The following is a 24,973-nucleotide window of genomic DNA, read 5'->3' on the forward strand; positions in this document are numbered from 1 at the left end:
ACATGCTGCGCCAAATTGCGATTTCTAAAACCGAACCCGGCGACGAAAACAATCATCGCAGACTGTGCTCAGCATTACCGACTTCACCGACCGTTGCACGACATTCAATGTGAACACGTCGAACTTCACCGGAACGCAGGCGAACCTGAGCGTAAATTCCTTCGCGCGCCATTAACACTACGCCTGCACCAGCTGTACGCGCCATTTGAGCGCCTTTACCTGGAAGCATTTCTACGCAATGAATAATAGTACCGACTGGAATATTGCGAATTGGCAAGCAATTACCAGACTTGATCGTTGCTTGTGAACCATTCATTACTTGATCGCCTACCGCCATGCCTTTAGTTGCAATGATGTAATGACGCTCACCATCTGCATAACATAACAAAGCAATATTCGCTGTACGGTTAGGATCGTATTCAATACGTTCCACTCGCGCTGGAATACCATCCTTGGTCCGCTTAAAATCAATTACGCGATAATGCTGCTTATGACCACCGCCAATGTGGCGAGTAGTGATGTGACCGTTATTATTACGGCCAGCAGTTTTCGATTTCTTCTCGATCAGAGCCGCAAATGGACGGCCTTTGTACAGGTCGGGATTAACGACCTTGACCATTCCACGGCGACCTGGCGAGGTTGGTTTTACTTTAACGAGTGCCATTATTTAGCCTCCTCGGTGAAGTTAATCTCTTGACCCGGCTTCAAGCATACGAATGCGCGACGAGTATGATTACGACGACCATTGAATTTACCGGAACGCTTTTGCTTGCCGATACGGTTAGCAACTTGTACCGACTCAACCTGCACTTTGAAGAGTAATTCGACAGCAGCCTTAACTTCTAATTTAGTAGCGTCTGGTGCGATACGGAAAACGACTTGCTCGTTTTTTTCCGCAACAAACGTTGCCTTTTCGGAAATTACCGGAGCTAACAGCACTTTCATCAAGCGCTCTTCGCTATGTTTAACTAATGCGTTCATGCCAGCATCTCCTCAATCTTGGCCAATGCCAACTTGGTGATCAAGATCTTCTTGTAGAAAACCAGAGAAACTGGATCAGCATGACGTGGCTCACATACCAGTACACCCGGCAAGTTACGCGCAGCCAACAACAGGTTTTCTTCCAGGTTGTCAGTAATGATCAACACAGAATCTAGACCCATCTCTTTTAGCTTTTGCGACAGCAGCTTAGTCTTTGGAGCCTCTACCGAAAAATTCTCGACGACCGACAAACGACCTTCGCGTGCTAACTGAGACAAAATCGAGCAGATACCTGCGCGATACATCTTCTTGTTAACTTTATGCGAAAAATTTTCATCAGGTGAGTTCGGGAAAATACGACCACCGCCACGCCACAAAGGTGATGACGACATACCGGCACGAGCACGCCCGGTACCTTTTTGACGCCATGGCTTCTTGGTTGTGTGATGAACTTCTTCACGATCTTTTTGCTTACGGTTACCGCTACGAGCGTTAGCCTGATAAGCGACGACGACTTGGTGAATGAGCGCCTCATTGTAGTCACGACCGAAAATAGTATCCGGAGCAACAACATTCGAAGCAGCTTGTCCTTGGTCATTCAGGAGCTTGAGTTCCATGAATTAGGCTCCCTTCTTTGCTTTGACTTTAACAGCAGGCATCACGACAACTTGACCGTTCTTTGCACCTGGAACCGCACCCTTAACCATCAGCAGTTGACGCTCAGCGTCAACACGTGCGATTTCGAGATTTTGCGTGGTTACAGTAACGTCACCCATGTGACCGGTCATACGCTTACCAGGGAAAACACGACCTGGATCCTGCGCCATACCGATGGAACCTGGAACATTATGTGAACGGGAGTTACCGTGGGTAGCGCGACCGGATGAGAAGTTGTAACGCTTGATAACACCAGCGTAACCCTTACCGATTGAAGTACCCTGCACATCGACCTTTTGACCGACTTCGAATAAGCTTGCTGCGACTACATCGCCAGCTTTTAATTCGGAGGCTTTAACAGAATCGATACGGAATTCTCTTAGGATGGTACCAGCTTCTACACCAGCTTTGGCATAGTGACCGGCTGCAGCTTTATTCACGCGTGAAGCGCGACGCTGACCGAATGCAACTTGAACAGCGGTATAACCGTCTGTTTCAGGCGTTTTGATTTGAGTCACACGATTGTTCGATACGTCTACTACAGTAACAGGGATTGATTCCCCATCATCCGTAAAGATGCGCATCATTCCAACCTTGCGACCAACAAGGCCTAGGCTCATTGTTTTCTCCATTCCCACCTACGATTGGGCGGGGCTGATGTTGTACTACTAAATACGTGTGAAAGTGGAATCCACAACCACACCGAAGTCGGCAAGTATATCCGGGATAAAATTTATTTGCAACACCAAGTTGATCATGGTATGCAGTGAATTTTCCCGACTACGTTTTTACAACAATTGCATTGCAATTGTTGTCTTAGAAAATTATTGCAACTTAATTTCTACATCAACGCCAGCTGGCAAATCTAACTTCATCAATGCATCGACAGTCTTATCTGTAGGATCAACGATATCCATCAAACGTTGATGCGTGCGGATTTCGAATTGATCGCGCGAAGTTTTATTGACGTGGGGCGAACGCAAAACGTCAAAACGTTGAATGCGTGTTGGCAAAGGTACTGGACCCTTAACAACAGCACCAGTGCGCTTTGCTGTATCAACGATTTCTTGCGCAGATTGGTCGATCAGGCGATAGTCAAACGCTTTTAGGCGAATGCGGATTTTTTGATTTGGAGCAGACATGATTTTCCTTTAAAGAACGACCCTTGAATGAATAGCCATCCAAGGTATATTTAAATACAATTTTATCCGGCAAGAAACCGGATAAGCACACCTTATGATTTATCAGCCAATATCTTAGCAACAACACCAGCACCAACCGTACGACCACCTTCACGGATAGCGAAGCGTAGGCCTTCTTCCATCGCGATTGGGTTGATTAACATCACGGTAATCGAAACGTTATCGCCCGGCATCACCATTTCTTTACCTTCTGGCAACTCGATCGAGCCAGTCACATCCGTTGTACGGAAGTAAAACTGTGGACGGTAGTTGTTGAAGAATGGAGTATGACGACCGCCTTCATCTTTCGACAACACATAGATCTCGCCAGTGAAATGCTTATGCGGCTTGATCGAACCCGGCTTAGCCAATACTTGACCACGTTCAACATCTTCACGCTTAGTACCGCGCAACAGAATACCAACGTTATCACCAGCCATACCTTGATCCAGCAACTTACGGAACATTTCAACGCCAGTACATGTCGTCTTTTGTGTGTCGCGGATGCCGATGATTTCCAGTTCTTCGCCCACTTTGACAATGCCGCGCTCAATACGACCGGTCACAACTGTACCGCGGCCTGAAATCGAGAACACATCTTCCACCGGCAACAAGAACGCACCATCAACAGCACGCTCTGGCGTAGGAATATAGCTGTCCAATGCATCGGCCAACTTCATAATCGACTCTTCACCCAATGGACCTTTGTCGCCTTCCAATGCCAGCTTAGCTGAACCTTGGATAATTGGCAGGTCGTCGCCTGGGAATTCATACTTGACCAATAACTCACGCACTTCCATTTCAACCAGCTCAAGCAGCTCTGCATCGTCGACCATGTCGCATTTGTTCAGGTACACAATGATGTACGGAACACCAACTTGACGCGCCAACAAAATGTGCTCACGCGTTTGTGGCATAGGACCGTCTGCCGCCGAACACACCAGAATCGCACCATCCATTTGCGCCGCGCCAGTAATCATGTTTTTCACATAATCAGCATGGCCTGGGCAGTCAACGTGTGCATAGTGACGGTTTTGTGTTTCGTACTCTACGTGCGATGTATTAATCGTAATACCGCGCGCCTTTTCTTCCGGGGCTGAATCAATTGTATTGAAGTCGCGCAAATCGCCACCAAACTTCAACGTCAACACTTTTGAGATCGCTGCTGTCAAGGTTGTCTTACCATGATCAACGTGGCCAATCGTGCCCACATTCACGTGCGGCTTGGTCCGCTCAAATTTACTTTTTGCCATTTTATCATTCCTTCAAAAGAGCGATTATTTAATAAGATACTAGAATTATTTAAGGCCAATACCAACCTCTTCCAAGGTAGGCATTAGACCGTATTACTTAGTCTTCGATGTCACGATTGCGTCGATAATATTTTTCGGCGCTTCGGAGTAATGTTTAAATTCCATCGAGTATGTTGCGCGACCTTGAGTAGCCGAACGCAACGAAGTCGAGTAACCAAACATCTCCGACAATGGCACTTCAGCCTTGATGATCTTGCCGCCACCGCCCTCAATCTCATCCATCCCTTGGACCATACCGCGACGAGATGACAAATCACCCATCACTGTACCGGCATAATCTTCTGGCGTTTCGACTTCAACAGCCATCATTGGCTCTAAAATGACTGGGCTAGCCTTGCGACACCCGTCTTTGAACGCCATCGAAGCAGCCATTTGGAACGCATTCTCATTCGAGTCAACATCATGGTATGAACCAAAGAACAGCGTAACCTTGACATCAACAACTGGATAACCCGCCAAAACACCTGCAGTTAGCGTTGCACGAACACCTTTTTCTACTGCCGGAATGTATTCGCGCGGAACAGTTCCACCCTTAATTGCATCAATGAATTCAAAGCCTTTACCAGGAGCTTGCGGCTCGATCTTCAGTACTACGTGACCATATTGTCCACGGCCACCAGACTGCTTAACGAATTTTCCTTCACTTTCTTCGCAAACTTTACGGATCGTTTCACGATACGCAACTTGTGGCTTACCGACAGTCGCTTCGACGCCAAACTCACGGCGCATGCGATCTACAATAATATCCAGATGCAATTCGCCCATACCGGCAATAATCGTTTGACCCGATTCTTCGTCAGTCTTTACTCGGAATGATGGATCTTCTGCTGCCAAACGATTCAGTGCCAAGCCCATTTTTTCTTGATCTTGCTTAGTCTTTGGCTCAACTGCCTGCGAAATCACCGGCTCAGGAAATATCATCCGCTCCAGAACCACAATCGCACTCGGATCGCACAATGTATCGCCTGTAGTTGTATCTTTCAATCCAACGACCGCAGCGATATCGCCTGCCAGCATTTCTTTAATTTCTTCGCGCTGATTTGCGTGCATCTGAACGATGCGGCCGATACGTTCTTTTTTCTCTTTAACAGAGTTATAAACGGTATCGCCCGAATTCAACGTACCTGAATAGCATCGGATAAAGCACAACTGGCCAACGAATGGATCAGTAGCAATTTTAAATGCCAGGGCCGAGAACTTTTCAGTGTCTTCAGCTTTTCTCACTACTGGCTCGTCATCATCATCCATACCTGGCACTGGCGGAATATCCACTGGCGAAGGCAAGTATTCAACCACGCCATCCAACATTGCCTGCACACCCTTATTTTTAAAGGCTGTACCGCACATCATTGGCACGATTTCACTAGCTATAGTACGTTGACGAATCGCCGCTTTGATTTCTTCTTCTGTCAAATCACCTTCGTCCAGATACTTATTCATCAGTTCTTCTGATGCTTCAGCAGCTGCTTCGACCATGTTTTCACGCCATTTTTTGGCTTCGACCAACAGGTTTTCAGGAATCTCGCGGTAATCGAACTTCATACCCTGGGTTGAATCATCCCAATAGATCGCCTTCATTTTGACCAGATCGATCACGCCTTCGAAATGCTCTTCAGCACCGATAGGCACTTGCATTGGCACTGGATTTGCCTTCAAACGTGCGCGCATTTGATCGTACACTTTGAAGAAGTTGGCACCAGTACGATCCATTTTATTGACGAATGCCAAACGTGGAACTTTGTACTTATTAGCTTGACGCCATACTGTTTCAGATTGCGGCTGCACGCCGCCGACTGCACAGTAGACCATGCAAGCACCATCCAATACGCGCATCGAACGCTCAACTTCAATCGTAAAGTCAACGTGACCCGGAGTATCAATGATGTTGATGTGGTGCGGAGGGAAGTTACCCGCCATACCCTTCCAGAAGCATGTCGTTGCGGCGGAAGTAATCGTGATACCGCGCTCTTGCTCTTGCTCCATCCAGTCCATGGTGGCCGCGCCATCATGAACTTCACCAATCTTATGGTTCACACCGGTGTAAAACAAAACACGTTCAGTAGTCGTTGTCTTACCAGCGTCAATGTGAGCGGAAATACCGATATTGCGATAGCGCTCAATGGGGGTCTTGCGAGCCATGATTTATTCCTAAGTCTTTTAATGCACGAAACCGAGCGTTATTTTTCAATGAAAATATGCGCTCGGCTCGAACAAATTTCAGATACGAACAGCTGATTCCTCTTGGGAAGCAGCCGCTCAGTCTATTAGAAGCGGAAGTGCGAGAACGCCTTGTTCGCTTCTGCCATACGGTGTACTTCATCGCGTTTTTTCATTGCACCGCCGCGACCTTCTGCAGCTTCAAGCAACTCACCGCCAAGACGTTGCGGCATTGATTTTTCGCTACGCTTGTTAGCTGCTTCACGCAACCAACGCATAGACAACGCCATACGACGAATAGGACGAACCTCGACTGGCACTTGGTAGTTTGCACCACCAACGCGACGCGATTTAACTTCGACCAACGGCTTGCAGTTACCAATTGCCAATGCAAACACTTCCAGCGGATCTTTACCGGATTTTGTTTGGATATGCTCAAAAGCACCGTAAATAATATTTTCAGCTACCGATTTTTTACCGGACAGCATTAAGACGTTGACGAATTTCGCAACATCAATGTTTCCGAATTTAGGATCCGGCAATATGTCCCGCTTGGGAACTTCACGACGACGTGGCATTTCGATTCCTTTCAATCTTCAGTTGAGTGTGTAGAGCTTTGCTCTTTCACCCTCGAGGACAGCCATCATAGCTATCCACTTACTCGGCCCATTGGGGACCGACACCTATTCGCCTGGCGTGAGCCTGACGAAAATTATTTCTTTGCAGCTTTAGCGCGCTTGGTACCGTACTTCGAACGCGATTGCTTACGATCCTTGACGCCTTGTGTATCCAATGCACCGCGAACCATGTGGTAACGCACACCCGGCAAATCTTTTACACGACCGCCGCGTAACAACACGACACTATGCTCTTGCAGGTTATGGCCTTCACCACCGATGTACGAAATAACTTCGAAACCGTTAGTCAAGCGTACTTTGGCAACTTTACGCAGAGCCGAGTTTGGCTTCTTTGGAGTTGTCGTATAAACACGGGTACATACTCCGCGTTTTTGTGGGCTATTTTCCAGCGCTGGCGATTTGCTTTTAACAACAGCAGATCGACGTGGCTGGCGAATCAATTGATTGATGGTTGGCATCGTTTTTTATCCAACAAAATTACGACGTTAATAACAACAATCCCGAAATCGGTTGTCCGGGATTGGACAGATACTTGCACGAAAAGCCCGCGCAGTTCGATTTGGCGATAAAGGTGAAAACGAACCACAGTAAATAAAACACCAAGGACCGTTCGATACCAGTAAAACTTAGAATCGAGAACCCGCGAGTATATCGGCATGAAGCCGGTAAGTCAACCGGCTGATACGGCCATACATGTGCACCATTTGCAACACGCTCACCCACAGGCGCGCGATAACATTTCCACATTCGCATATGGATAAATGGGGGAGTTCGCACCATTGCGGGATAATGTATTTCCCCTATTTCTCTTGATAACAATGCCTTATCTGCTGCGTCGACATAATCTCTTTTTACTGATTACCTATTTGACTCTCTCAATGATTCCGTTTGCGCCATTGTTGTTTGGGAAAATTACTACCCATCACACACAAATTGTTGGTATGGAGTTCATTGCGTGGTTCTCTATTTGGGCCATATTCAAACGCCCTGCGTACTTTCATTGGTTATTATTACCAGCATTTATCGCCCTACCTACTGAACTGTATTTATGGAAATTTTACGGGCAAGGTATTTCTACTCATCATCTCGGCATCATCGCAGAGACTTCGCCGGAGGAAGCAATAGAATTTTTAGGCGATAAAATTTGGTTATTTGCCTTCATTTTGGTGTCCACTATTATTTGGTGGGCGCTCAGCTGGTTTGCCGCGTGCCGCACTCGCGATCTCGATTGGCGCGGCAATTTGCGCTGGCTAAGTTGCCTGATATTAATAGTGACACTCGGACTCTGGCTATACAGCCAGGAGATTGGTATTCAACCACCACCAAGTACATTAGTTAATTCAACGGGGACGAACAAAAAAACAACTACCCTTCCAGACACATCGGCTGCTACCGCCTTAACAAGCGACACCTCCACTCCATTGTTCTCACGTTCCGTGGCAGCCTCGTCAATCGCATCCAAGACGATCACAAACATCTTCCCAAATCAACTCGGAAAGCTCCCTAGCTGGGCCGAAATTCCATTTCAACCAGAACTTTTTGCACGTACCTGGCCATTCGGTCTTGCTCTGCGTGGTTACGATTTTTTCAAAGAACGAAATTATCTCGAGAAGTTACAGCATAAAAATCAATACTTTGCATTTGGAGCGCATCAAGCAAACCATCAAAATACCCCGCAAGTTATCGTTATGGTCATTGGAGAGTCGTCCCGTGCCGATCGCTGGAGTTTAAACGGCTATGCGCGCGATACAAATCCGCTCCTACAACAAGAATCTAACCTAGTCAGTTTTTCAGATGCACTTACGGGGGTCGCCGCGACCCGTTTATCAGTACCTGTCATGGTTTCACGTAAACCAATCCTACAAAGTCTACGCGCTGGTTTTTCTGAAAAGTCATTTATTACAGCCTATAAAGAAGCTGGCTTTAAAACCTACTGGATCTCTAATCAAATGTCTTTTGGCAAATTCGATACGCCAATTTCAGTATTCGCTAATGAAGCAGATGTGACCCAATTCTTGAATCTTGGTGGATTTACAGATACATCTAGTTTTGATGAGTCCCTACTCGCCCCTCTACAGGCAGCTATTACTGATCCTCATTCAAAAAAACTCATTGTCCTTCACACCTTGGGCAGTCATTGGAACTACAGCCACCGTTACCCACAAACTTTTGACAAATGGCAACCATCATTATTGGGAATCAACAATCCAGCGTATACCAATCTAGCCATCAAAATTGCACTCAATAATAGTTACGATAATTCTGTCCTCTACACTGATTGGTTTTTAAAACACGTCATTCATAGCCTGGAATCATCCCATCAACTCAGTGCCATGGTCTACTTTTCTGATCACGGCGAAACCTTATACGATGGAAGCTGCAAAATTGCTTTTCATGGACACAACACGCAATTCGAATTTCATATTCCAGCCCTGATGTGGTATTCCGATGAATACAAAATAACCTATCCGGAGAAGGTGGCACAATTAATTCGCCATAAACGAGCCCGTATTAATACCGAGAATGTATTTCATTCAATGCTGGATTTGTCGGATATACGGTATCCGGATGAACATCTGGAGAAGAGTTTTCTCAGCAGCAAACTACGTCCGCATCAACGCTATGTCGATAGTTATGGCTGGAGTGATTACGACAACTCAACTTTTAAAGGTGATTGTCGGGAAGTGAAAGACAATGGAAAACCATTGAGTCAATTGACGGATTAAGATCACCTATATTATGAATAGCGGTCGCGGTAGGGACGGCTGTTACCAGCCGCCCCCCGCACAGATCCGTACTTGCAGCATTACCGCATACGGCTCCTACCAAAGGTGTTGACGTAAAATCGCTCTGACGGAAATGGATGTGCTACTCGACAAGGTGGTAAGTATTTTCTGGTCAAACGATTAAACCGATCCCACGGTAGATTATGTCGCTGACTTCTTGGTAACAGAGCATGTCGCCATGCGCGACAAACTTCGCTTCGAAAGCCATCTAAACGACGTAGATTTCCCGGTACCGCATGATAGTTAAAGTAACCTTTTATCACGCGCTTTAACCATCGACCTACTACTGGCATCGGTTCGTGTCGTCGTCGCATCAATGTTGCTCGAATAGCTGCCAATGTTGCACGCATCCGTTTCTTAATCGTCAACCTGACAATCATAAAACCGCGTTTATGTTGACCACAGCAGTGTGTAAAACCTAGAAAGTCGAATGTTTCCGGCTTTCGTATTCCACGTTCTCGACACTGTTGTACCGCGTATCGTCCAAATCGGATTAACCGCGTTTTGTCGGGATGGAGAGCCAATTTAAACTTGGTAAGGCGTTCCCGCATCTCTGCTAGAAATCGCCTTGCCACATCTTCATATTGAAACCCCATCACACTGTCATCTGCATAGCGCACAAGGATGACATCACCGGCAGCTTGTCGCTTGCGCCATTGATGCGCCCACAGATCAAGGGCATAGTGCAAATAAATATTCGCTAGTAATGGCGATATTACTGCACCTTGTGGCGTGCCTCGCGTAGATGCAACGCGAGGCCCATCCTCAATCACCCCTACCTTTAGCCATTTTCGAATCAATCGTATAACCCGTTGATCAGCTATCCTGTGCGCCAGAAATTGCAGCATCCAGTCATGATCAATTTCATCAAAGAATGCACGTATATCTGCGTCCAGGATCCAGTTGATCTTACGACTTTCGATTGCTTCCGATAACGCATCAAGCGCGTCATGTTGACCACGCCCTTGCCGAAATCCATATGAGAAGCCGAGGAAGTCTTGCTCGTAAATTGCGTTCAGTACTGTTGCTACTGCCTGTTGCACAATCTTGTCTTCCAAAGCAGCAATCCCCAGCGCACGCAACTTGCCGTCCGCTTTCGGAATGTGCACCCGTCTGGATGGCTGTGCACGATAAATACCGATTTGTATTTCTCGATGCAGTTCATGCACTCGTCCATAAAGTTGCTCCTCATAGTCGTACCACGTCACACCGTCCACGCCTGCCGCCGCTTACTTGCGCAGAGCATAAAAACTCTCCACTAGCAGTGACGGTGTGACGTGGTGCAACAGTGCTGTGAAATGACACTTACGATTGCGTCGCGCTGTTTCACGTACACCTTCAAGTCCCATCGACGCGTGTTTATCCCGGCGCAGAGTCCGTGACGCGGGAGATTCGTTGGCGCTCCCTTTGGTTACACCCCTTCCCTCCATTGCCTCCGCTGGGTTGACCCCATTGTTCGGCAACTTCTTCGGTACTATGGGCGTATCCGACTTCTCATCGGCGTCAATAGCTGGGTTACGGTCATTGACCTTTCCAGCCCTGTCCGGCCATACTGCGCCGGACACCGATGAGATCTCGCTGCTTCCGTGTGAAAGACTTCCCGACATACTCAAGGTCTGCGACCGCGTGGGATCAGCGCACAACTTGCGATTATCGCTATGCACCATATTGCCTTCCGCTTCGCTTAACAGCGTCGGCATCCCAGAGTTCTGATTTCGCGGCTCAATGGCTGGCCTGTCGGTTTCCCCTGTCAACGCTTCGATAGGCACCTCGCGATACATACCGCATGACTCGGGGTCAGAGTGATTCGCCATTTCTTCTCCGTATTGAACTTTCATCAACTATCTTTCACCGGCTTTGCAGCCGCACTAAGCATCCGACGTCTCCACCTGTTAAAAGTAAAACCCCAAGTGCATGCTCCTGATTTTCACATCAGAGGAGAAATAACATGCAACGAAGTGATCGATGGGAAAGTCGCGAAACCTGTGATGGTCATGTGAAGGCATGGCAACTAAATGGTCTGTCGCAAGCAAAATATAGTACGCAACAAGGGCTCAATGCCACCACGTTTCACGGTTGGGTGACGCGTTATCACAAAGCAGCTAAACAGCCTGTTCCAACGCGCTTGACAATAGTACCGGTACTGATCAAAGCACCTCAAGCAGTAGTAGTAGCAGCAGCGCCGACCATCAGAAGTGCCGCCATCACGTTATCGCATCCCAATGGTTGGCAATGTTCGTTACCCCAAGAACTCGCTGTAGCCTGGTTAGCCAGCTTGCTCAAGGCCATCGCATGATGCATCCAGATGCTGTCTGGTGCATCGTAGAGCTGATCGACATGCGCCGTGGCATCGATGGTTTGTCGCTGCAAGTACAAACTGCGCTGGGTAAAACACCGTGCGATGGCACGGCGTATGCGTTGTGTAATCGGCGCGGTACACGTCTGAAATTACTGATCTGGGATGGCACTGGCGTCTGGTTATGCCAACGTCGTTTGCATCAAGGCAGCTTCGTCTGGCCGCGTGCCGATGCGTCGCATGTCGTGCTGACCGAGGCACAATGGCAGTGGTTAAATTCTGGGGTGGACTGGCAACGTTTAGCGCGTGCCGCACCAGCACATTAGTCGGTGTAAATGATGGGCAAAAAGAGTCAAATTAGTCGCCTCAATGCTAGTGATGATGCGCCTGTTGCCCGTAAAATATCAGTATGGATTTCATCACCGAACTTGCCCAACCCAACCTCGACCCAGCACTCTTGTCGCGGCTATCGCAGGCTTTGGTGCAGGGTCAACAAGATGCTGACAAGGTGATTCGGCACAGTGCAGAAATGCTGTGTAAAGACACCAAAATCGCCGCCTTAACCTTAGAACTGGCGCACCACAAACGCATGCGCTTCGCCAGTACCAGTGAAGTATTTATGGTGGCGCAACAGGATCTGTTTGATGAAACACAGCGCATAGATTTATCGGCCATACAAACTGAATTAGCACAGCTTGCGGCATCCGTTGATGGCACAACCGTTGCGCCAAAAACTCGCGGCCATGCAGGGCGACAAGCGCTGCCAGCATATTTGCCGCGCGTAGAATATCGCCACGAGCCGGACAGTTGCACGTGCGGTGCTTGCGGTAAAACGTTGGTCAAAATCGGCGAAGATCACTGAACAACTCTATGTCGAACCAGCGCGCTTTTTTGTGAATCGCCATATCCGCTCTCAATATACCTGCCGTATGTGCGAAACGGTCACCGCAGCCGCCATTCCTGCGGCCATCATCGACGGTGGCTTAGCGGCAGCAGGTTTGCATGCCTGGGTGATGGTGCAAAAATTTGTAGACCACCTCCCGCTCTACCGCATCGCGCAAATCAGCCACCGCTACGGCGTCCCGATTACCAGTTCCACATTAGCCGACTGGGTCGGTCGCAACGGCGTCGCGTTACAACCGTTTGTCGATCGCCTGGCAGAGCGACTGCGCCAACGCACCATCTTGCACGCCGACGAAACGCCGGTACAACAACTCGATCCGGGCAAAGGCAAAACCAAACGCGCCTATCTATGGGCGTATCGCAAACAATCTGGAAGGCGATCCGCCCATCGTCATCTTCGATTATCAAACTGGAAGAAGTGGTACGCATGCGCAAGACTTTTTACAAGGTTGGCGCGGCCATTTGATGGTCGATGATTATGCGGGCTATAAATCCTTATTCAAAACCGGCATCGTCGAATTGGCATGCCTGGCCCACGCACGCCGAAAATTCTTTGAGCTGCATGTCGCCAATGGACACCCGATTGCACAGCAAGCCTTGCATTGCATCGCTGAACTGTACGCGATCGAAAGTGTGGCGAAAGAATGGGATACCGCAGCACGTCAATAATATTGGCAAGCACAAGCGCTGCCAAAACTCGAAGCCATGCATACCTGGCTAATGAGCATACGTATCGCTACCACCGACGGCAGTGGTCTGGCCAAAGCGATCGACTACAGCTTAAGACGCTGGCCCGCATTGTCCCGTTACGCCCAAAGTGGCGATCTGCCGATGGATAATAACTCGGTTGAAAATGTGATTCGTCCCATCGCCATTGGAAAAAATTATCCTCAGTTCGCAATTATGTAAAGTAATCTGCCGAAATCAAAATAGCCATTGATTTGATCAGGCCGAAACCCAGACTGGTGGCGCTCGGGCATTTCTATGAGATGTGAACTTCCTGAGAAGTTGGTGTACATCGCTTGACATAATTTCATAGCCCTTCGAGGAATTTCAACAAGGCATCCGACGGATGATATCTGGCCTTTTTAGTGGTCGGTGGATTGAGCGCCTTCAACGTACGTTGCTTCATTTCCATGTCAAGTGCGATATAGCCATGCGTGGTGATGGGACTTTCATGCCCTAGCCATAAAGCAATCACGGTAATGTCGACACCGGATTGCAGAAGATGTAGCGCAACCGAATGCCGAAATGAATACGGTGTTATGTGACGGCCGTGCAATTGAGGACATTGACTTTCCGCCCGGCATACCGCTAAAGCAATTCGCTGCGCTACATTGGCACGCGTCATCGGCTTCCCGTACCGGCGAATGTGGCAAACTGCTTTAGGATGCCAGCCTCATTCTTCAGTTCAAAGCCAAGGCTACGTCGATAGAGGAGATAGTCTTCTATCCGTTTGCTCCAGGATAGGGGCGCTTTCATGGCCGACTCCCAGGCCAAGGCAATGAAACTGCGCGCAGACGCTCTAAGTCAACCCGCGCATAACGCATCGTTGATTCTAAACTTCGGTGCCCGAGTACATCAGATGTCTTTCAACGATGCGCCGCAGCGTTGAAGCCGGACGGCAACGGTATGACGCAATACATGGGTATTGCAAAATTGTTCACCCAAGCCGCAGCGCTCAAATGCACATCGCATGGTGGTACGGATGCCGGCGACATGCAGCGCAGTGCCAACGGGCGCTTTGTGATGCACAAACAGGACGCGGCTGGCAGTGGTCGGGCGTCCATGGCGCAAGTAACGAGCAATGGCTTCACCAGTTTGCTACGGCAATGGCAACTGCAGAATACGTCGACCTTTACTGTTAGCAATCGTTAGTATTGCGTTTCGCCAGTCCACCGATTCGATCGTCAGACTGGCGACTTCACAACCCCGTAATCCAAGATCAATCAGACATCGGGCGATGGCGTAATCCCGTTGACCAATCGGCTTACTCAGGTCGAATGTTTGCATAAAGGCCGTCAGTTGCACCTCACTCAACGCCTTGGGAAGCGTAGTGTGCGACCAGTCGGCGAGAACGGGTAGTGCCGCTATCAAATGCCGAGTTTCATCCCCTTCCAATGCTCGGAATTTGAGGTAACTCTTGAGACTGGCGCGGATCACGGCGAGCGACGCAGGCCGCCAACGTTTGGCGTAATCCATTACGCACCCGTCGATATCCGACGCAGTCACGCAACTGATATCCACAGTACCCGCTCCGAATTGGCGCTCCAGAAAGTCGCTGATATGTTTGAGTCGATAGTGAACAGTCGTTGGTTCTGCAAAACCACAGATCGCTAAAAGATATTGTCGACATTTCGTGAGTTCGTGCGACGCTGGCGTTAAACGTGGCCGGGCCTTGCAGGGATAACCTTGCTGCCGCAATACGATGACTAAATGCTTGAGTGCCGGACGAATATTGCTCACATGGCAGGGACGCGGAGCCGGGCAAACGCAGACAGGTAGATGCGCATGGAGAAACCGATTAATCAATGGCGCATTGATGTCCGACAAGTCAACGCTTTCCAGTCCTCCCCAATAGGCAAAATGGGCGATCGCCTTCAGGTACGCTCGAATACTGTTATCGGCATAGCCCTGCGCGCGCAAATAATGAACGTAAGGGCTAATAAGCGGACTCAGTAAGCCATCGACTAACCAGTTGCGGCGAACAAGGCTCGCCACCAGGAAATCCTCAGATTCTTCTGACATGGTGTACTCCTGACGGTTGTAGAACCTACAGGAAACCACGATTTTTATGTCAAGTTCGGACAGGCGATGAGTCTCACAGGCGCGAGTATCCGCAAGGTAATTCAGAAAATCGAAACGGCAACTTTACATAATTGCGAACTGAGGATAATTGCGATTAGGTAAAATTTTACCTAATCGCAAGAACTGGCTCTTTACAGGTTCCGAACGCGCCGGAAAACGTGCAGCGGCTATTCAAAGCTTACTCGCCACCGCCAAACTCAATGGTATTGAACCTTATGCATGGCTTAAAGAGACGCTTGAAAAACTGCCGACTTGGCCTTACTCACGTATTGATGAATTGCTGCCGTTGAGAAAAAATGATTGAGTCAAGACGGTTGCGTCGGACGCTTACTGAATAACAGCATGTGTATATATTCATTTATTGTTAAAGATAATTAATCAATCAATATAAAAAAACGGCACCAGGAATTTTTCCTGGTGCCGTTTTTATGTCGCCCCTGACGTATTAAGCTTCGCCGTCAGTAGTCGTTCCTAATGTTTCTGCTGCATGTACTTCAGCTTCGACCTGGAGATTACGCGCCTGTTGCTCAGATTGCAGCAACGCGGTTCGCTCCTCTGCTTCCCAAGAATCTTTTTCCTTACGAGCACGGTGGAAGGCCAAGCCTGTGCCCGCTGGAATCAGGCGACCAACGATGACGTTTTCCTTCAGACCACGCAGACCATCACGTTTACCCATAATTGCGGCTTCAGTAAGGACACGCGTGGTCTCCTGGAACGATGCTGCAGAGATGAACGAGTCAGTCGACAACGAGGCCTTGGTGATACCTAGCAGCACGTTTTCGTAGGTTGCAGGAATCTTGTTTGCAGCAATCACACGGTCGTTTTCGTCCAACAACTCCGAGCGCTCAACCTGCTCACCAGTGATGTAGTTCGCATCGCCAGCATCAACGATTTGTACCCGACGTAGCATCTGACGAACGATCACTTCAATGTGCTTGTCATTGATTTTCACGCCTTGCAGACGATATACGTCCTGAACTTCGTCAACAATGTAGCGCGCCAATGCTTCGATACCCAATAACCGCAGAATGTCTTGCGGGTCGGCTGGGCCGTCGACAATCATTTCACCTTTATTAACTACCTGACCATCATGCACCAGCACTTGCTTGTCCTTGGTAATGAGGAACTCGTGCTTATTGCCGTCCATGTCGGTGATTTCCAGACGTTGCTTACCTTTGGTTTCCTTACCAAAAGCAACAGTACCTGTAACTTCAGCCAACATACCCGCATCTTTCGGCGAACGCGCTTCAAACAACTCAGCAACACGCGGCAGACCACCGGTGATGTCACGTGTTTTTTGCGATTCAGTCGGGATACGCGCCAAGACTTCACCAACGTGCACTTGCTGACCGTCTTTAACGGTAATCAACGCACCAACCTGGAAACCAATCGTCACAGCGTGTTCAGTGCCGGAAATTTTGACTTCCTGATCTTGTTCGTTCAACAGTTTGACCTGAGGACGAACCGTTTTGGTCACAGAGCCGCGACGCTTAGCGTCGATAACAACCAATGTTGAAAGACCGGTTACTTCATCGATCTGACGGGCAACAGTTGAACCCTCTTCAACGTTCTCGAACTTCACAGTACCGGTGTACTCAGTAATGATTGGACGAGTCAGCGGATCCCATGTTGCCAATGTTGCGCCAGCTTTGATTGTCATACCATCGTTGACGATCATCGTTGCACCGTATGGCACTTTATGACGCTCACGCTCACGACCGTGGTCATCGGTAATCAGCACTTCGCCTGAACGGGAAATGACGATCAACTCGCCTTTACCGTTGGTGACGTAACGCATAGTTGCTGTAAAGCGCACAACACCGTTAGATTTTGCCTCAACGCTTGATGCCACTGCTGCACGCGACGCCGCACCACCGATATGGAAGGTACGCATGGTCAACTGTGTTCCCGGTTCACCGATCGACTGCGCGGCAATAACGCCGACTGCCTCACCAGCATTAACCAGAGATCCACGTCCAAGATCGCGACCGTAACATTGTGCGCACAGGCCATAGCGTGTGTCACAAGTCAGCGGTGTACGAACCTTAACTTCGTCGATACCCAGACGTTCGATTTCTTCAACCGCATCTTCATCAAGCAATGTACCGGCTTCGTACAATGTGCTTTGCGTTTCAGGATTAACGATATCGTTAGCAGCAACCCGGCCCAGAATACGATCACGCAAAGCTTCGATGACTTCACCGCCCTCAACCATCGCCTTCATCACCGCACCGTTAGATGTGCCGCAATCGTCTTCGATAACAACCAAATCCTGGGTAACGTCAACCAAACGACGCGTCAAGTAACCTGAGTTAGCTGTCTTCAACGCAGTATCTGCCAGACCTTTACGTGCACCATGGGTGGAAATAAAGTACTGCAAAACGTTCAGACCTTCGCGGAAATTCGCGGTAATCGGCGTTTCGATAATCGAACCATCCGGTTTCGCCATCAGACCACGCATACCAGCCAACTGACGAATCTGAGCCGCAGAACCACGCGCACCGGAGTCGGCCATCATGTAAATAGCGTTGAACGATTCCTGCGTACCCTTAGTCCCGTCGCGGCGGACCACGTCTTCGACTTTGAGCTGCTCCATCATAGCCTTGCCGACATCATCACCGGCCTTGCCCCAGATATCGACCACTTTGTTATAACGCTCGCCGGCAGTTACCAGACCGGACGAATATTGCTGTTCGATCTGTTTGACTTCTTGTTCAGCAGCAGCAATCAGAGTGACCTTTTGCGGCGGTACCAGCATGTCATCAACGCAAATCGAGATACCGGCGCGAGTCGCCAAACGGAACCCGGACTGCATCAATTGATCAGCAAAAACAACCGTCGCACGCAAACCGCATTTACGGAATGACGTGTTGATCAGTTTCGAAATTTCTTTTTTCTTCAACGCACGATTCAATACGGTGAACGGCAGACCCTTCGGAAGAATTTCCGAGAGGATGGCGCGGCCAACGGTAGTCTCGTAGCGCTTAACGGTCTTAACAAATTCGCCAGTGACCAGATCTTTCGGATACTCAGTAATCCGCACAGTGACACGGGTTGTCAGTTCGACTTCCTTGTTGTCATAGGCACGGATAGCTTCCGACACATCCGGGAACATCATGCCTTCGTTTTTACCGTTGATCTGTTCTCGAGTAGCGTAGTACAGACCCAACACGATATCTTGCGAAGGAACGATCGATGGTTCGCCGTTCGATGGGAACAGGATATTGTTCGACGCCAGCATCAGCGTACGCGCTTCCATCTGTGCTTCGATCGACAGTGGAACGTGAACCGCCATTTGGTCACCGTCAAAGTCGGCGTTAAACGCAGCGCAGACTAATGGATGTAACTGAATAGCTTTACCTTCAATGAGGACCGGCTCAAATGCCTGGATACCCAAACGGTGCAATGTAGGCGCACGGTTGAGCATGACCGGATGTTCACGAATCACTTCTTCCAGAATGTCCCACACCACTGAAGTCTGATTTTCAACTTCTTTCTTGGCTGCCTTGATGGTGCTGGCAATACCCATCACTTCGAGCTTGTTAAAAATGAAGGGCTTGAACAATTCCAAAGCCATCAATTTCGGCAAACCGCATTGATGCAATTTCAGTTGTGGACCCACTACGATGACCGAACGACCGGAATAATCGACGCGTTTACCCAACAAGTTTTGACGGAAACGACCGCCCTTACCCTTGATCATCTCAGCCAACGACTTTAACGGACGCTTGTTAGCACCAGTCATGGCTTTACCGCGACGACCATTATCGAGCAACGAGTCAACCGCTTCCTGCAACATCCGCTTTTCGTTACGGGTGATGATTTCAGGCGCGCGCAATTCCATCAGGCGCTTCAGACGGTTGTTACGGTTGATGACGCGACGATACAAATCGTTCAGATCGGAAGTAGCGAAACGGCCACCATCTAGTGGAACCAGCGGACGCAACTCTGGCGGCAGCACTGGCAACACTTCCATGATCATCCAGTCCGGCTTGATACCCGAACGCTGGAACGCTTCCAACACTTTAAGACGCTTGGAATATTTCTTGATCTTGGCTTCGGACTTGGAATCTTTCAAGTCTTGGCGCAAGGTCTCAGCTTCACGGTCAATATCAATGGCGCGCAGCAGTTCACGAATGCCTTCGGCACCCATGAATGCGGTGAAGTCATCACCGTATTCTTCGTACTTTGCAGCATAGTCATCTTCCGACATGATCTGGCAACGCTTAAGCGGCGTCATGCCTGGATCAGTAATGACGTAGGCTTCAAAATAAAGAACGCGTTCGATATCCCGTAACGTCATGTCGAGGACCATACCCAAACGCGACGGCAGCGATTTCAGGAACCAGATATGCGCAGTTGGCGAGGCCAACTCGATATGGCCCATACGCTCACGGCGAACTTTTGCTAGTGTGACTTCAACGCCGCACTTTTCGCAAATCACACCGCGATGTTTCAGGCGTTTGTACTTACCGCAAAGGCACTCATAATCTTTGATCGGGCCAAAAATCTTGGCGCAGAACAAACCATCGCGCTCAGGCTTGAAGGTACGATAGTTGATAGTCTCTGGCTTCTTGACCTCGCCATACGACCATGAACGGATTTTATCTGGCGACGCGAGGCCAATTTTGATCGCGTCGAATTGTTCATTTTGCTGAACTTGCTTGAATAAATCGAGCAGTGCTTTCATGTATCACTCCAGGTTGGCGTGAAAAAACTAAATTCTTGTATTCGTGCAGTGGGCTATTGCGCGCATTATTCACCAATGACACAACAGTTCTCACCCACCTTTTAGCTGCTAGCTGAATCGGTTGTGGGACAACGTTTATAAATAAGCGCTGTCCCACAGTGGATCAGAAATGAACCCGCATTAATTGCGATCCAAATCCATATCAATACCCAGCGAACGGATCTCTTTCAACAGTACGTTGAAAGATTCCGGCATGCCCGCTTCAATCACATGATCACCTTTAACCAGGTTTTCATAGACTTTGGTACGACCATTCACGTCATCCGATTTAACTGTCAGCATTTCCTGCAACACATACGATGCGCCGTACGCTTCCAGTGCCCATACTTCCATCTCACCGAAGCGCTGTCCACCGAATTGCGCTTTACCACCCAATGGTTGCTGAGTAACCAGCGAGTACGGACCAGTGGAACGTGCATGCATCTTGTCGTCGACCAGATGGTGCAATTTCAGGTAATGCATATAGCCAACCGTGACGCTACGCTCAAACGCTTCGCCAGTACGACCGTCGTACATCGTGACCTGGTTCTTCGATGGCGTCATACCAAGCTGCTTGGCAATCGCATCTGGATAAGCCAGATTTAGCATGCGGTTGATTTCGCCCTCATTTGCGCCATCAAATACCGGGGTCGCAAATGTCACACCTTTTTTCAGGTTAGTCGCCAAGCGCGTGATTTCATCGTCGCTCATGCTGTCCAGATCTTCAACCTTGCCCGATTCGTTATAAATCGTGTTGAGGAACTGACGCAACTCAGCAATCTTGGTGTGCGCCTTCAGCATTTCGCCGATACGCAGACCCAGACCCTTAGCAGCCCAACCCAAATGGACTTCCAGAACCTGACCGATGTTCATCCGTGATGGAACGCCCAGCGGGTTCAATACGATATCAGCCGGCGTACCATCAGCCATGTGTGGCATGTCTTCAATCGGCAGAATGCGTGAAACCACACCTTTATTACCATGACGACCAGCCATCTTATCGCCAGGTTGCAAACGACGCTTCACAGCCAGATAAACCTTGACCATTTTTTGCACGCCAGGCTGCAGCTCATCGCCTTGAGTCAGCTTCTTACGTTTTTCTTCAAACGCTAAATCGAATTGATGACGCTTTTCAGCGATCGACTCTTTGATTGCTTCCAACGCAATTGCAGTCGGATCATCTGAAGGACGAATATCAAACCAGTGGTATTTATCCAGATCGGCCAAGTATTCCTTGGTCAATTTGCTACCCTTAGCCAGTTTCTTCGGACCGCCATTGACGACCTTACCGATCAACATCCGCTCCAGACGTTCGAAAGCATCTCCTTCAACAATCCGTAACTGATCGTTCAGGTCGAGACGATAACGCTTTAACTCGTCATCGATAATTTGCTGCGCACGTTTGTCGCGCACAATACCTTCGCGCGTAAACACTTGCACATCAATTACTGTACCGACCATGCCCGATGGCACGCGTAGCGAAGTATCTTTAACGTCAGAGGCTTTCTCACCAAAAATCGCACGCAGCAGTTTTTCTTCTGGTGTCAGTTGGGTTTCGCCCTTAGGAGTCACTTTACCAACCAATGTATCGCCAGCTTCAACTTCTGCACCGATATAAACGATACCGGCCTCATCCAGACGCGCTAACTGATTCTCAGCCAGGTTCGAAATATCACGTGTAATTTCTTCAGCACCCAACTTAGTGTCGCGAGCAACAACCGACAACTCTTCAATATGAATCGAGGTGTAACGGTCATCGGCAACGACTTTTTCGGAGATCAGAATCGAATCTTCGAAGTTGTAACCGTTCCATGGCATAAACGCCACTAGCATGTTCTGACCCAGAGCCAATTCGCCCAAGTCGGTCGATGCACCGTCAGCAATGACGTCAAGCTTAGCGACGCGATCACCGACTTCAACGATTGGACGTTGATTGATATTGGTGTTCTGGTTCGAACGCGTGTACTTAATCAGGTTGTAAATATCAACACCGACTTCGCCGGCCAACGCTTCTTCATCGTTGACGCGAATCACCACACGACCAGCATCAACATAATCAACGATACCGCCGCGCAATGCCTGTACAGTCGTGCCGGAGTCAATCGCAACCGTACGCTCAATACCCGTACCGACCAATGCCGTCTCGGGACGCAAGCAAGGAACTGCTTGACGTTGCATGTTCGCACCCATCAATGCACGGTTCGCATCATCATGTTCGAGGAACGGAATCAACGATGCCGCTACTGAGACAACCTGACCAGTTGCCACATCCATGTACTGAACACGTTCCGGTGATACTAGGATCGTTTCACCCGCTTCACGCGCAGAAACCAACTCATCTGACAATTTACCGGATTTGTCGATGGTCGCATTCGCCTGAGCGATGATGTAACGACCTTCTTCAATCGCAGACAAGAAGTCGACTTGTTCAGTGATCTTGCTATCGACAACCTTTCGGTATGGCGTTTCGAGAAAGCCGTACTCATTGAGGCGCGCATACAATGCCAACGAGTTGATCAGTCCAATGTTTGGACCTTCCGGTGTCTCAATCGGGCAAACACGACCATAGTGAGTCGGATGCACGTCACGGACTTCAAAACCAGCGCGTTCACGTGTCAAACCACCGGGTCCAAGTGCCGAAATACGGCGCTTGTGGGTAATTTCAGACAACGGATTGGTTTGATCCATAAACTGCGACAGCTGTGACGAACCAAAGAACTCACGAATTGCTGCAGAAATCGGCTTGGAGTTAATCAGATCGTGCGGCATCAGATTATCGGCTTCAGCTTGGCCCAGACGTTCCTTGACCGCGCGCTCAACACGTACCAGACCAGCACGGAATTGATTTTCGGCCAGTTCGCCGACGCAACGTACACGACGATTACCCAAGTGATCAATGTCATCGACTTCGCCGCGACCATTGCGCAACTCAACCAGAATCTTGATAACCGCTAAAACGTCTTCGTTAGACAGTGTCATCGCCCCGGTCAGCTCATCGCGACCGATACGACGATTAAATTTCATACGACCGACAGCCGACAGATCATAACGATCTTCGTTGTAGAACAGGCCGTTGAACAGCGCCTCAACTGAATCTTCAGTTGGTGGCTCACCAGGACGCATCATGCGATAAATCGCAACCTTAGCCGCCATCTGATCATTGGTGTCATCACTACGCAGAGTTTGCGAGATGTATCCGCCTTGATCCAAATCATTGGTGTACAGCGTTTGGATGGCAGTGATATCTGCTTCACGCAACTTGGCCATCAACTCTTCTGTCAACTCATCGTTCGCATTGGCAACTACTTCGCCAGTGTCTTCATCGACAATATTACGCGCCAATACTCGGCCCAACAGATAGTCTTCTGGTACCGAGATATGCTTGATACCCGCCGCTTCGATGTCACGTACATGCTTAGAGTTGATCCGCTTGTCTTTGGCAACGAGCGCATTACCCGATTTGTCAGTGATATCGAAACGCGCAACTTCACCGCGCAGACGCTCAGCAACAAACTCCATGTCCGCGCCTTCGTTACGCAGAGCGAAATTATCGAATACGAAGAAGTTAGCCAGAATCTGCTCGATCGACATACCGATAGCTTTGAGTAAAATCGTGACTGGCATCTTACGGCGACGATCGACGCGGAAGAACAGGATGTCTTTCGGGTCAAATTCAAAATCGAGCCATGAGCCACGGTACGGAATTATCCGTGCCGAAAACAGAAGTTTACCGGACGAGTGGGTTTTGCCACGATCATGCTCAAAGAACACCCCTGGTGAGCGATGTAACTGAGACACAATAACGCGCTCGGTGCCATTGATCACGAACGAGCCAGTCGTCGTCATCAAAGGCAATTCGCCCATATAGACTTCTTGCTCTTTCATTTCTTTAACAACTGGCTTAGTTGGCGATTCTTTATCAAGAATAACCAAACGTACCTTGGCACGCAGAGGCGACGCAAAAGTCAATCCACGTTGTTGACATTCCTTAACATCGAACGGTGGGTCACCGAGGACATACGACAGGAATTCGAGACGCGCAAAACCATTGTGCGAAACGATAGGAAAAATGGACGAGAAGGCAGATTGCAAACCTTCATTTTTACGTTGAGACGGTACTTTGTCTGCTTGTAAAAAGCCCAAATAAGACTCGAGCTGGGTCGCCAGCAGGAACGGAACTTGATGAACATTCGCACGTTTCGCAAAAGATTTACGAATGCGTTTTTTCTCAGTAAATGAGTAATGCATGGACACTCCGTGAGTGACAGGAAGGATAGAGAATTCAGGATTCGATAAGTAATGCAGCTGTGTCTGGCAACTAACCAAATTTTCTAGCTAGTTACTCTAACAAACCATAAAACCCAACAGCTACGAAACCTCAAGTCTCAGCCCTTCGAGCTTGGCTGCAAAAGGAACGCTATAACCTGGTCGAGAGTCAACTAGGACGCGCAATCAAGACTCAGTACAATAAAATCGAAAACGACAAAGGAGCCAAAGCCGAATCCCCACTTACGAGGGATTCTG

The 24,973-nt window shown here is 48.9% G+C and carries 21 protein-coding genes and 3 pseudogenes; 7 read left to right on the forward strand and 17 right to left on the reverse strand.

From position 1 onward, the window contains the following. Positions 1 to 55: 55 nt before the first annotated feature. From rplB to rpsL, 9 genes and pseudogenes are all read right to left on the reverse strand, one after another. Positions 56 to 664, reverse strand: a pseudogene (gene rplB / locus ACVBEF_RS05055) (50S ribosomal protein L2); the annotation flags it as partial. Beyond that, positions 664 to 981 carry a 50S ribosomal protein L23 gene (gene rplW, locus ACVBEF_RS05060; protein WP_108441490.1) on the reverse strand — a complete coding sequence of 106 codons (318 nt, stop codon included), beginning with the start codon at positions 979 to 981 and terminating at the stop codon, positions 664 to 666. The gene rplW and the pseudogene rplB, both read right to left, overlap by 1 nt. Beyond that, positions 978 to 1,598, reverse strand: coding sequence for a 50S ribosomal protein L4 (rplD, locus tag ACVBEF_RS05065; protein WP_447122860.1), 621 nt, complete (start codon positions 1,596 to 1,598; stop codon positions 978 to 980). Before rplD ends, rplW begins: the two co-directional genes overlap by 4 nt. 3 nt (positions 1,599 to 1,601) lie before the next feature. Further along, complete coding sequence (rplC, locus tag ACVBEF_RS05070; RefSeq protein ID WP_447122861.1) at positions 1,602 to 2,270, reverse strand: 50S ribosomal protein L3; 669 nt, start codon at positions 2,268 to 2,270, stop codon at positions 1,602 to 1,604. Positions 2,271 to 2,462: 192 nt separating this feature from the next. Then, entirely contained in the window at positions 2,463 to 2,780 is a 318-nt protein-coding gene (rpsJ, locus tag ACVBEF_RS05075) for a 30S ribosomal protein S10 (RefSeq protein WP_108441493.1), read from the reverse strand. A gap of 92 nt (positions 2,781 to 2,872) precedes the next feature. Then, positions 2,873 to 4,072: an elongation factor Tu gene (tuf, locus tag ACVBEF_RS05080; RefSeq protein ID WP_447122862.1), complete on the reverse strand. Its 1,200-nt coding sequence runs from the start codon at positions 4,070 to 4,072 to the stop codon at positions 2,873 to 2,875. 93 nt (positions 4,073 to 4,165) lie between these two features. Beyond that, a complete protein-coding gene (fusA, locus tag ACVBEF_RS05085) occupies positions 4,166 to 6,271 on the reverse strand; it encodes an elongation factor G (protein WP_447122863.1) in 2,106 nt (701 codons plus the stop codon). A gap of 125 nt (positions 6,272 to 6,396) precedes the next feature. Next, positions 6,397 to 6,867 (reverse strand): 30S ribosomal protein S7, encoded by a 471-nt coding sequence (rpsG, locus tag ACVBEF_RS05090; RefSeq protein WP_108441496.1) that lies wholly within the window; start codon positions 6,865 to 6,867, stop codon positions 6,397 to 6,399. 134 nt (positions 6,868 to 7,001) lie between these two features. Beyond that, entirely contained in the window at positions 7,002 to 7,385 is a 384-nt protein-coding gene (rpsL, locus tag ACVBEF_RS05095) for a 30S ribosomal protein S12 (protein ID WP_447122864.1), read from the reverse strand. Positions 7,386 to 7,805: 420 nt separating this feature from the next. Between rpsL and ACVBEF_RS05100 the strand changes: the two genes are divergently transcribed. Further along, positions 7,806 to 9,653 carry a phosphoethanolamine transferase gene (locus tag ACVBEF_RS05100; RefSeq protein ID WP_447122865.1) on the forward strand — a complete coding sequence of 616 codons (1,848 nt, stop codon included), beginning with the start codon at positions 7,806 to 7,808 and terminating at the stop codon, positions 9,651 to 9,653. An 80-nt stretch (positions 9,654 to 9,733) separates the two neighbouring features. Here the strand turns inward: ACVBEF_RS05100 and ltrA are convergent, their stop codons facing one another. Then, positions 9,734 to 10,930: a group II intron reverse transcriptase/maturase gene (gene ltrA / locus ACVBEF_RS05105; protein ID WP_447122866.1), complete on the reverse strand. Its 1,197-nt coding sequence runs from the start codon at positions 10,928 to 10,930 to the stop codon at positions 9,734 to 9,736. 12 nt (positions 10,931 to 10,942) lie between these two features. Then, complete coding sequence (locus ACVBEF_RS05110) at positions 10,943 to 11,527, reverse strand: hypothetical protein (RefSeq protein WP_447122867.1); 585 nt, start codon at positions 11,525 to 11,527, stop codon at positions 10,943 to 10,945. A gap of 134 nt (positions 11,528 to 11,661) precedes the next feature. Here ACVBEF_RS05110 and tnpA point away from each other — a divergent pair, with 134 nt between their 5' ends. From tnpA to ACVBEF_RS05135, 5 genes and pseudogenes are all read left to right on the forward strand, one after another. Beyond that, positions 11,662 to 12,009 carry an IS66 family insertion sequence element accessory protein TnpA gene (gene tnpA, locus ACVBEF_RS05115; protein ID WP_447122868.1) on the forward strand — a complete coding sequence of 116 codons (348 nt, stop codon included), beginning with the start codon at positions 11,662 to 11,664 and terminating at the stop codon, positions 12,007 to 12,009. Next, entirely contained in the window at positions 12,006 to 12,335 is a 330-nt protein-coding gene (gene tnpB / locus ACVBEF_RS05120; protein WP_447122869.1) for an IS66 family insertion sequence element accessory protein TnpB, read from the forward strand. The genes tnpA and tnpB overlap by 4 nt, the downstream gene beginning before the upstream one ends. Before the next feature lie 83 nt (positions 12,336 to 12,418). Next, positions 12,419 to 12,871: an IS66 family transposase gene (locus tag ACVBEF_RS05125; protein ID WP_447122870.1), complete on the forward strand. Its 453-nt coding sequence runs from the start codon at positions 12,419 to 12,421 to the stop codon at positions 12,869 to 12,871. Continuing rightward, entirely contained in the window at positions 12,828 to 13,388 is a 561-nt protein-coding gene (locus tag ACVBEF_RS05130; RefSeq protein WP_447122871.1) for an IS66 family transposase, read from the forward strand. Before ACVBEF_RS05125 ends, ACVBEF_RS05130 begins: the two co-directional genes overlap by 44 nt. Beyond that, positions 13,306 to 13,821 (forward strand): annotated as a pseudogene (locus tag ACVBEF_RS05135) (IS66 family transposase). The gene ACVBEF_RS05130 and the pseudogene ACVBEF_RS05135 overlap by 83 nt, the downstream one beginning before the upstream one ends. Positions 13,822 to 13,945: 124 nt before the next feature. Here ACVBEF_RS05135 and ACVBEF_RS05140 read toward each other — a convergent pair. The 4 genes from ACVBEF_RS05140 to ACVBEF_RS05155 all read right to left on the reverse strand — a co-directional run bounded on the left by ACVBEF_RS05140 (position 13,946) and on the right by ACVBEF_RS05155 (position 15,660). Continuing rightward, the gene (locus ACVBEF_RS05140) at positions 13,946 to 14,263 is read right to left on the reverse strand and encodes a tyrosine-type recombinase/integrase (protein WP_447122872.1); all 318 of its coding nucleotides are present in this window, start codon (positions 14,261 to 14,263) and stop codon (positions 13,946 to 13,948) included. Continuing rightward, positions 14,260 to 14,394 carry a hypothetical protein gene (locus tag ACVBEF_RS05145; RefSeq protein ID WP_447122873.1) on the reverse strand — a complete coding sequence of 45 codons (135 nt, stop codon included), beginning with the start codon at positions 14,392 to 14,394 and terminating at the stop codon, positions 14,260 to 14,262. Before ACVBEF_RS05145 ends, ACVBEF_RS05140 begins: the two co-directional genes overlap by 4 nt. 99 nt (positions 14,395 to 14,493) lie before the next feature. Beyond that, positions 14,494 to 14,709, reverse strand: a complete 216-nt coding sequence (locus ACVBEF_RS05150) for a hypothetical protein (RefSeq protein WP_447122874.1) — start codon at positions 14,707 to 14,709, stop codon at positions 14,494 to 14,496. 27 nt (positions 14,710 to 14,736) lie between these two features. Next, positions 14,737 to 15,660, reverse strand: coding sequence for a tyrosine-type recombinase/integrase (locus tag ACVBEF_RS05155; protein ID WP_447122875.1), 924 nt, complete (start codon positions 15,658 to 15,660; stop codon positions 14,737 to 14,739). 175 nt (positions 15,661 to 15,835) lie between these two features. Here ACVBEF_RS05155 and ACVBEF_RS05160 point away from each other — a divergent pair. Beyond that, positions 15,836 to 16,024 (forward strand): annotated as a pseudogene (locus ACVBEF_RS05160) (transposase domain-containing protein); the annotation flags it as partial. 141 nt (positions 16,025 to 16,165) lie between these two features. Here ACVBEF_RS05160 and rpoC read toward each other — a convergent pair. Both rpoC and rpoB read right to left on the reverse strand, forming a co-directional pair. Continuing rightward, positions 16,166 to 20,410, reverse strand: coding sequence for a DNA-directed RNA polymerase subunit beta' (gene rpoC / locus ACVBEF_RS05165; protein ID WP_447122876.1), 4,245 nt, complete (start codon positions 20,408 to 20,410; stop codon positions 16,166 to 16,168). A 180-nt stretch (positions 20,411 to 20,590) separates the two neighbouring features. After that, positions 20,591 to 24,697 (reverse strand): DNA-directed RNA polymerase subunit beta, encoded by a 4,107-nt coding sequence (gene rpoB, locus ACVBEF_RS05170; RefSeq protein ID WP_447122877.1) that lies wholly within the window; start codon positions 24,695 to 24,697, stop codon positions 20,591 to 20,593. Positions 24,698 to 24,973 lie beyond the last annotated feature (276 nt).

The organism is Glaciimonas sp. GG7 (genome assembly GCF_052976905.1).

Excerpts from the sequence above, each read along its gene's own strand:
- ACVBEF_RS05110 (WP_447122867.1), bottom strand. The coding sequence starts at position 11,527 with ATGGCGAATCACTCTGACCCCGAGTCATGCGGTATGTATCGCGAGGTG.
- rpsG (WP_108441496.1), bottom strand. The coding sequence starts at position 6,867 with ATGCCACGTCGTCGTGAAGTTCCCAAGCGGGACATATTGCCGGATCCT.
- rplW (WP_108441490.1), bottom strand. The coding sequence starts at position 981 with ATGAACGCATTAGTTAAACATAGCGAAGAGCGCTTGATGAAAGTGCTG.
- rpsJ (WP_108441493.1), bottom strand. The coding sequence starts at position 2,780 with ATGTCTGCTCCAAATCAAAAAATCCGCATTCGCCTAAAAGCGTTTGAC.
- tnpB (WP_447122869.1), top strand. The coding sequence starts at position 12,006 with ATGATGCATCCAGATGCTGTCTGGTGCATCGTAGAGCTGATCGACATG.
- ACVBEF_RS05100 (WP_447122865.1), top strand. The coding sequence starts at position 7,806 with ATGATTCCGTTTGCGCCATTGTTGTTTGGGAAAATTACTACCCATCAC.
- ACVBEF_RS05155 (WP_447122875.1), bottom strand. The coding sequence starts at position 15,660 with ATGTCAGAAGAATCTGAGGATTTCCTGGTGGCGAGCCTTGTTCGCCGC.
- fusA (WP_447122863.1), bottom strand. The coding sequence starts at position 6,271 with ATGGCTCGCAAGACCCCCATTGAGCGCTATCGCAATATCGGTATTTCC.
- ACVBEF_RS05140 (WP_447122872.1), bottom strand. The coding sequence starts at position 14,263 with ATGACGCGTGCCAATGTAGCGCAGCGAATTGCTTTAGCGGTATGCCGG.
- rpoB (WP_447122877.1), bottom strand. The coding sequence starts at position 24,697 with ATGCATTACTCATTTACTGAGAAAAAACGCATTCGTAAATCTTTTGCG.
- rplD (WP_447122860.1), bottom strand. The coding sequence starts at position 1,598 with ATGGAACTCAAGCTCCTGAATGACCAAGGACAAGCTGCTTCGAATGTT.
- rplC (WP_447122861.1), bottom strand. The coding sequence starts at position 2,270 with ATGGAGAAAACAATGAGCCTAGGCCTTGTTGGTCGCAAGGTTGGAATG.
- tnpA (WP_447122868.1), top strand. The coding sequence starts at position 11,662 with ATGCAACGAAGTGATCGATGGGAAAGTCGCGAAACCTGTGATGGTCAT.
- ACVBEF_RS05125 (WP_447122870.1), top strand. The coding sequence starts at position 12,419 with ATGGATTTCATCACCGAACTTGCCCAACCCAACCTCGACCCAGCACTC.
- tuf (WP_447122862.1), bottom strand. The coding sequence starts at position 4,072 with ATGGCAAAAAGTAAATTTGAGCGGACCAAGCCGCACGTGAATGTGGGC.
- rpsL (WP_447122864.1), bottom strand. The coding sequence starts at position 7,385 with ATGCCAACCATCAATCAATTGATTCGCCAGCCACGTCGATCTGCTGTT.
- rpoC (WP_447122876.1), bottom strand. The coding sequence starts at position 20,410 with ATGAAAGCACTGCTCGATTTATTCAAGCAAGTTCAGCAAAATGAACAA.
- ACVBEF_RS05145 (WP_447122873.1), bottom strand. The coding sequence starts at position 14,394 with ATGAAAGCGCCCCTATCCTGGAGCAAACGGATAGAAGACTATCTCCTC.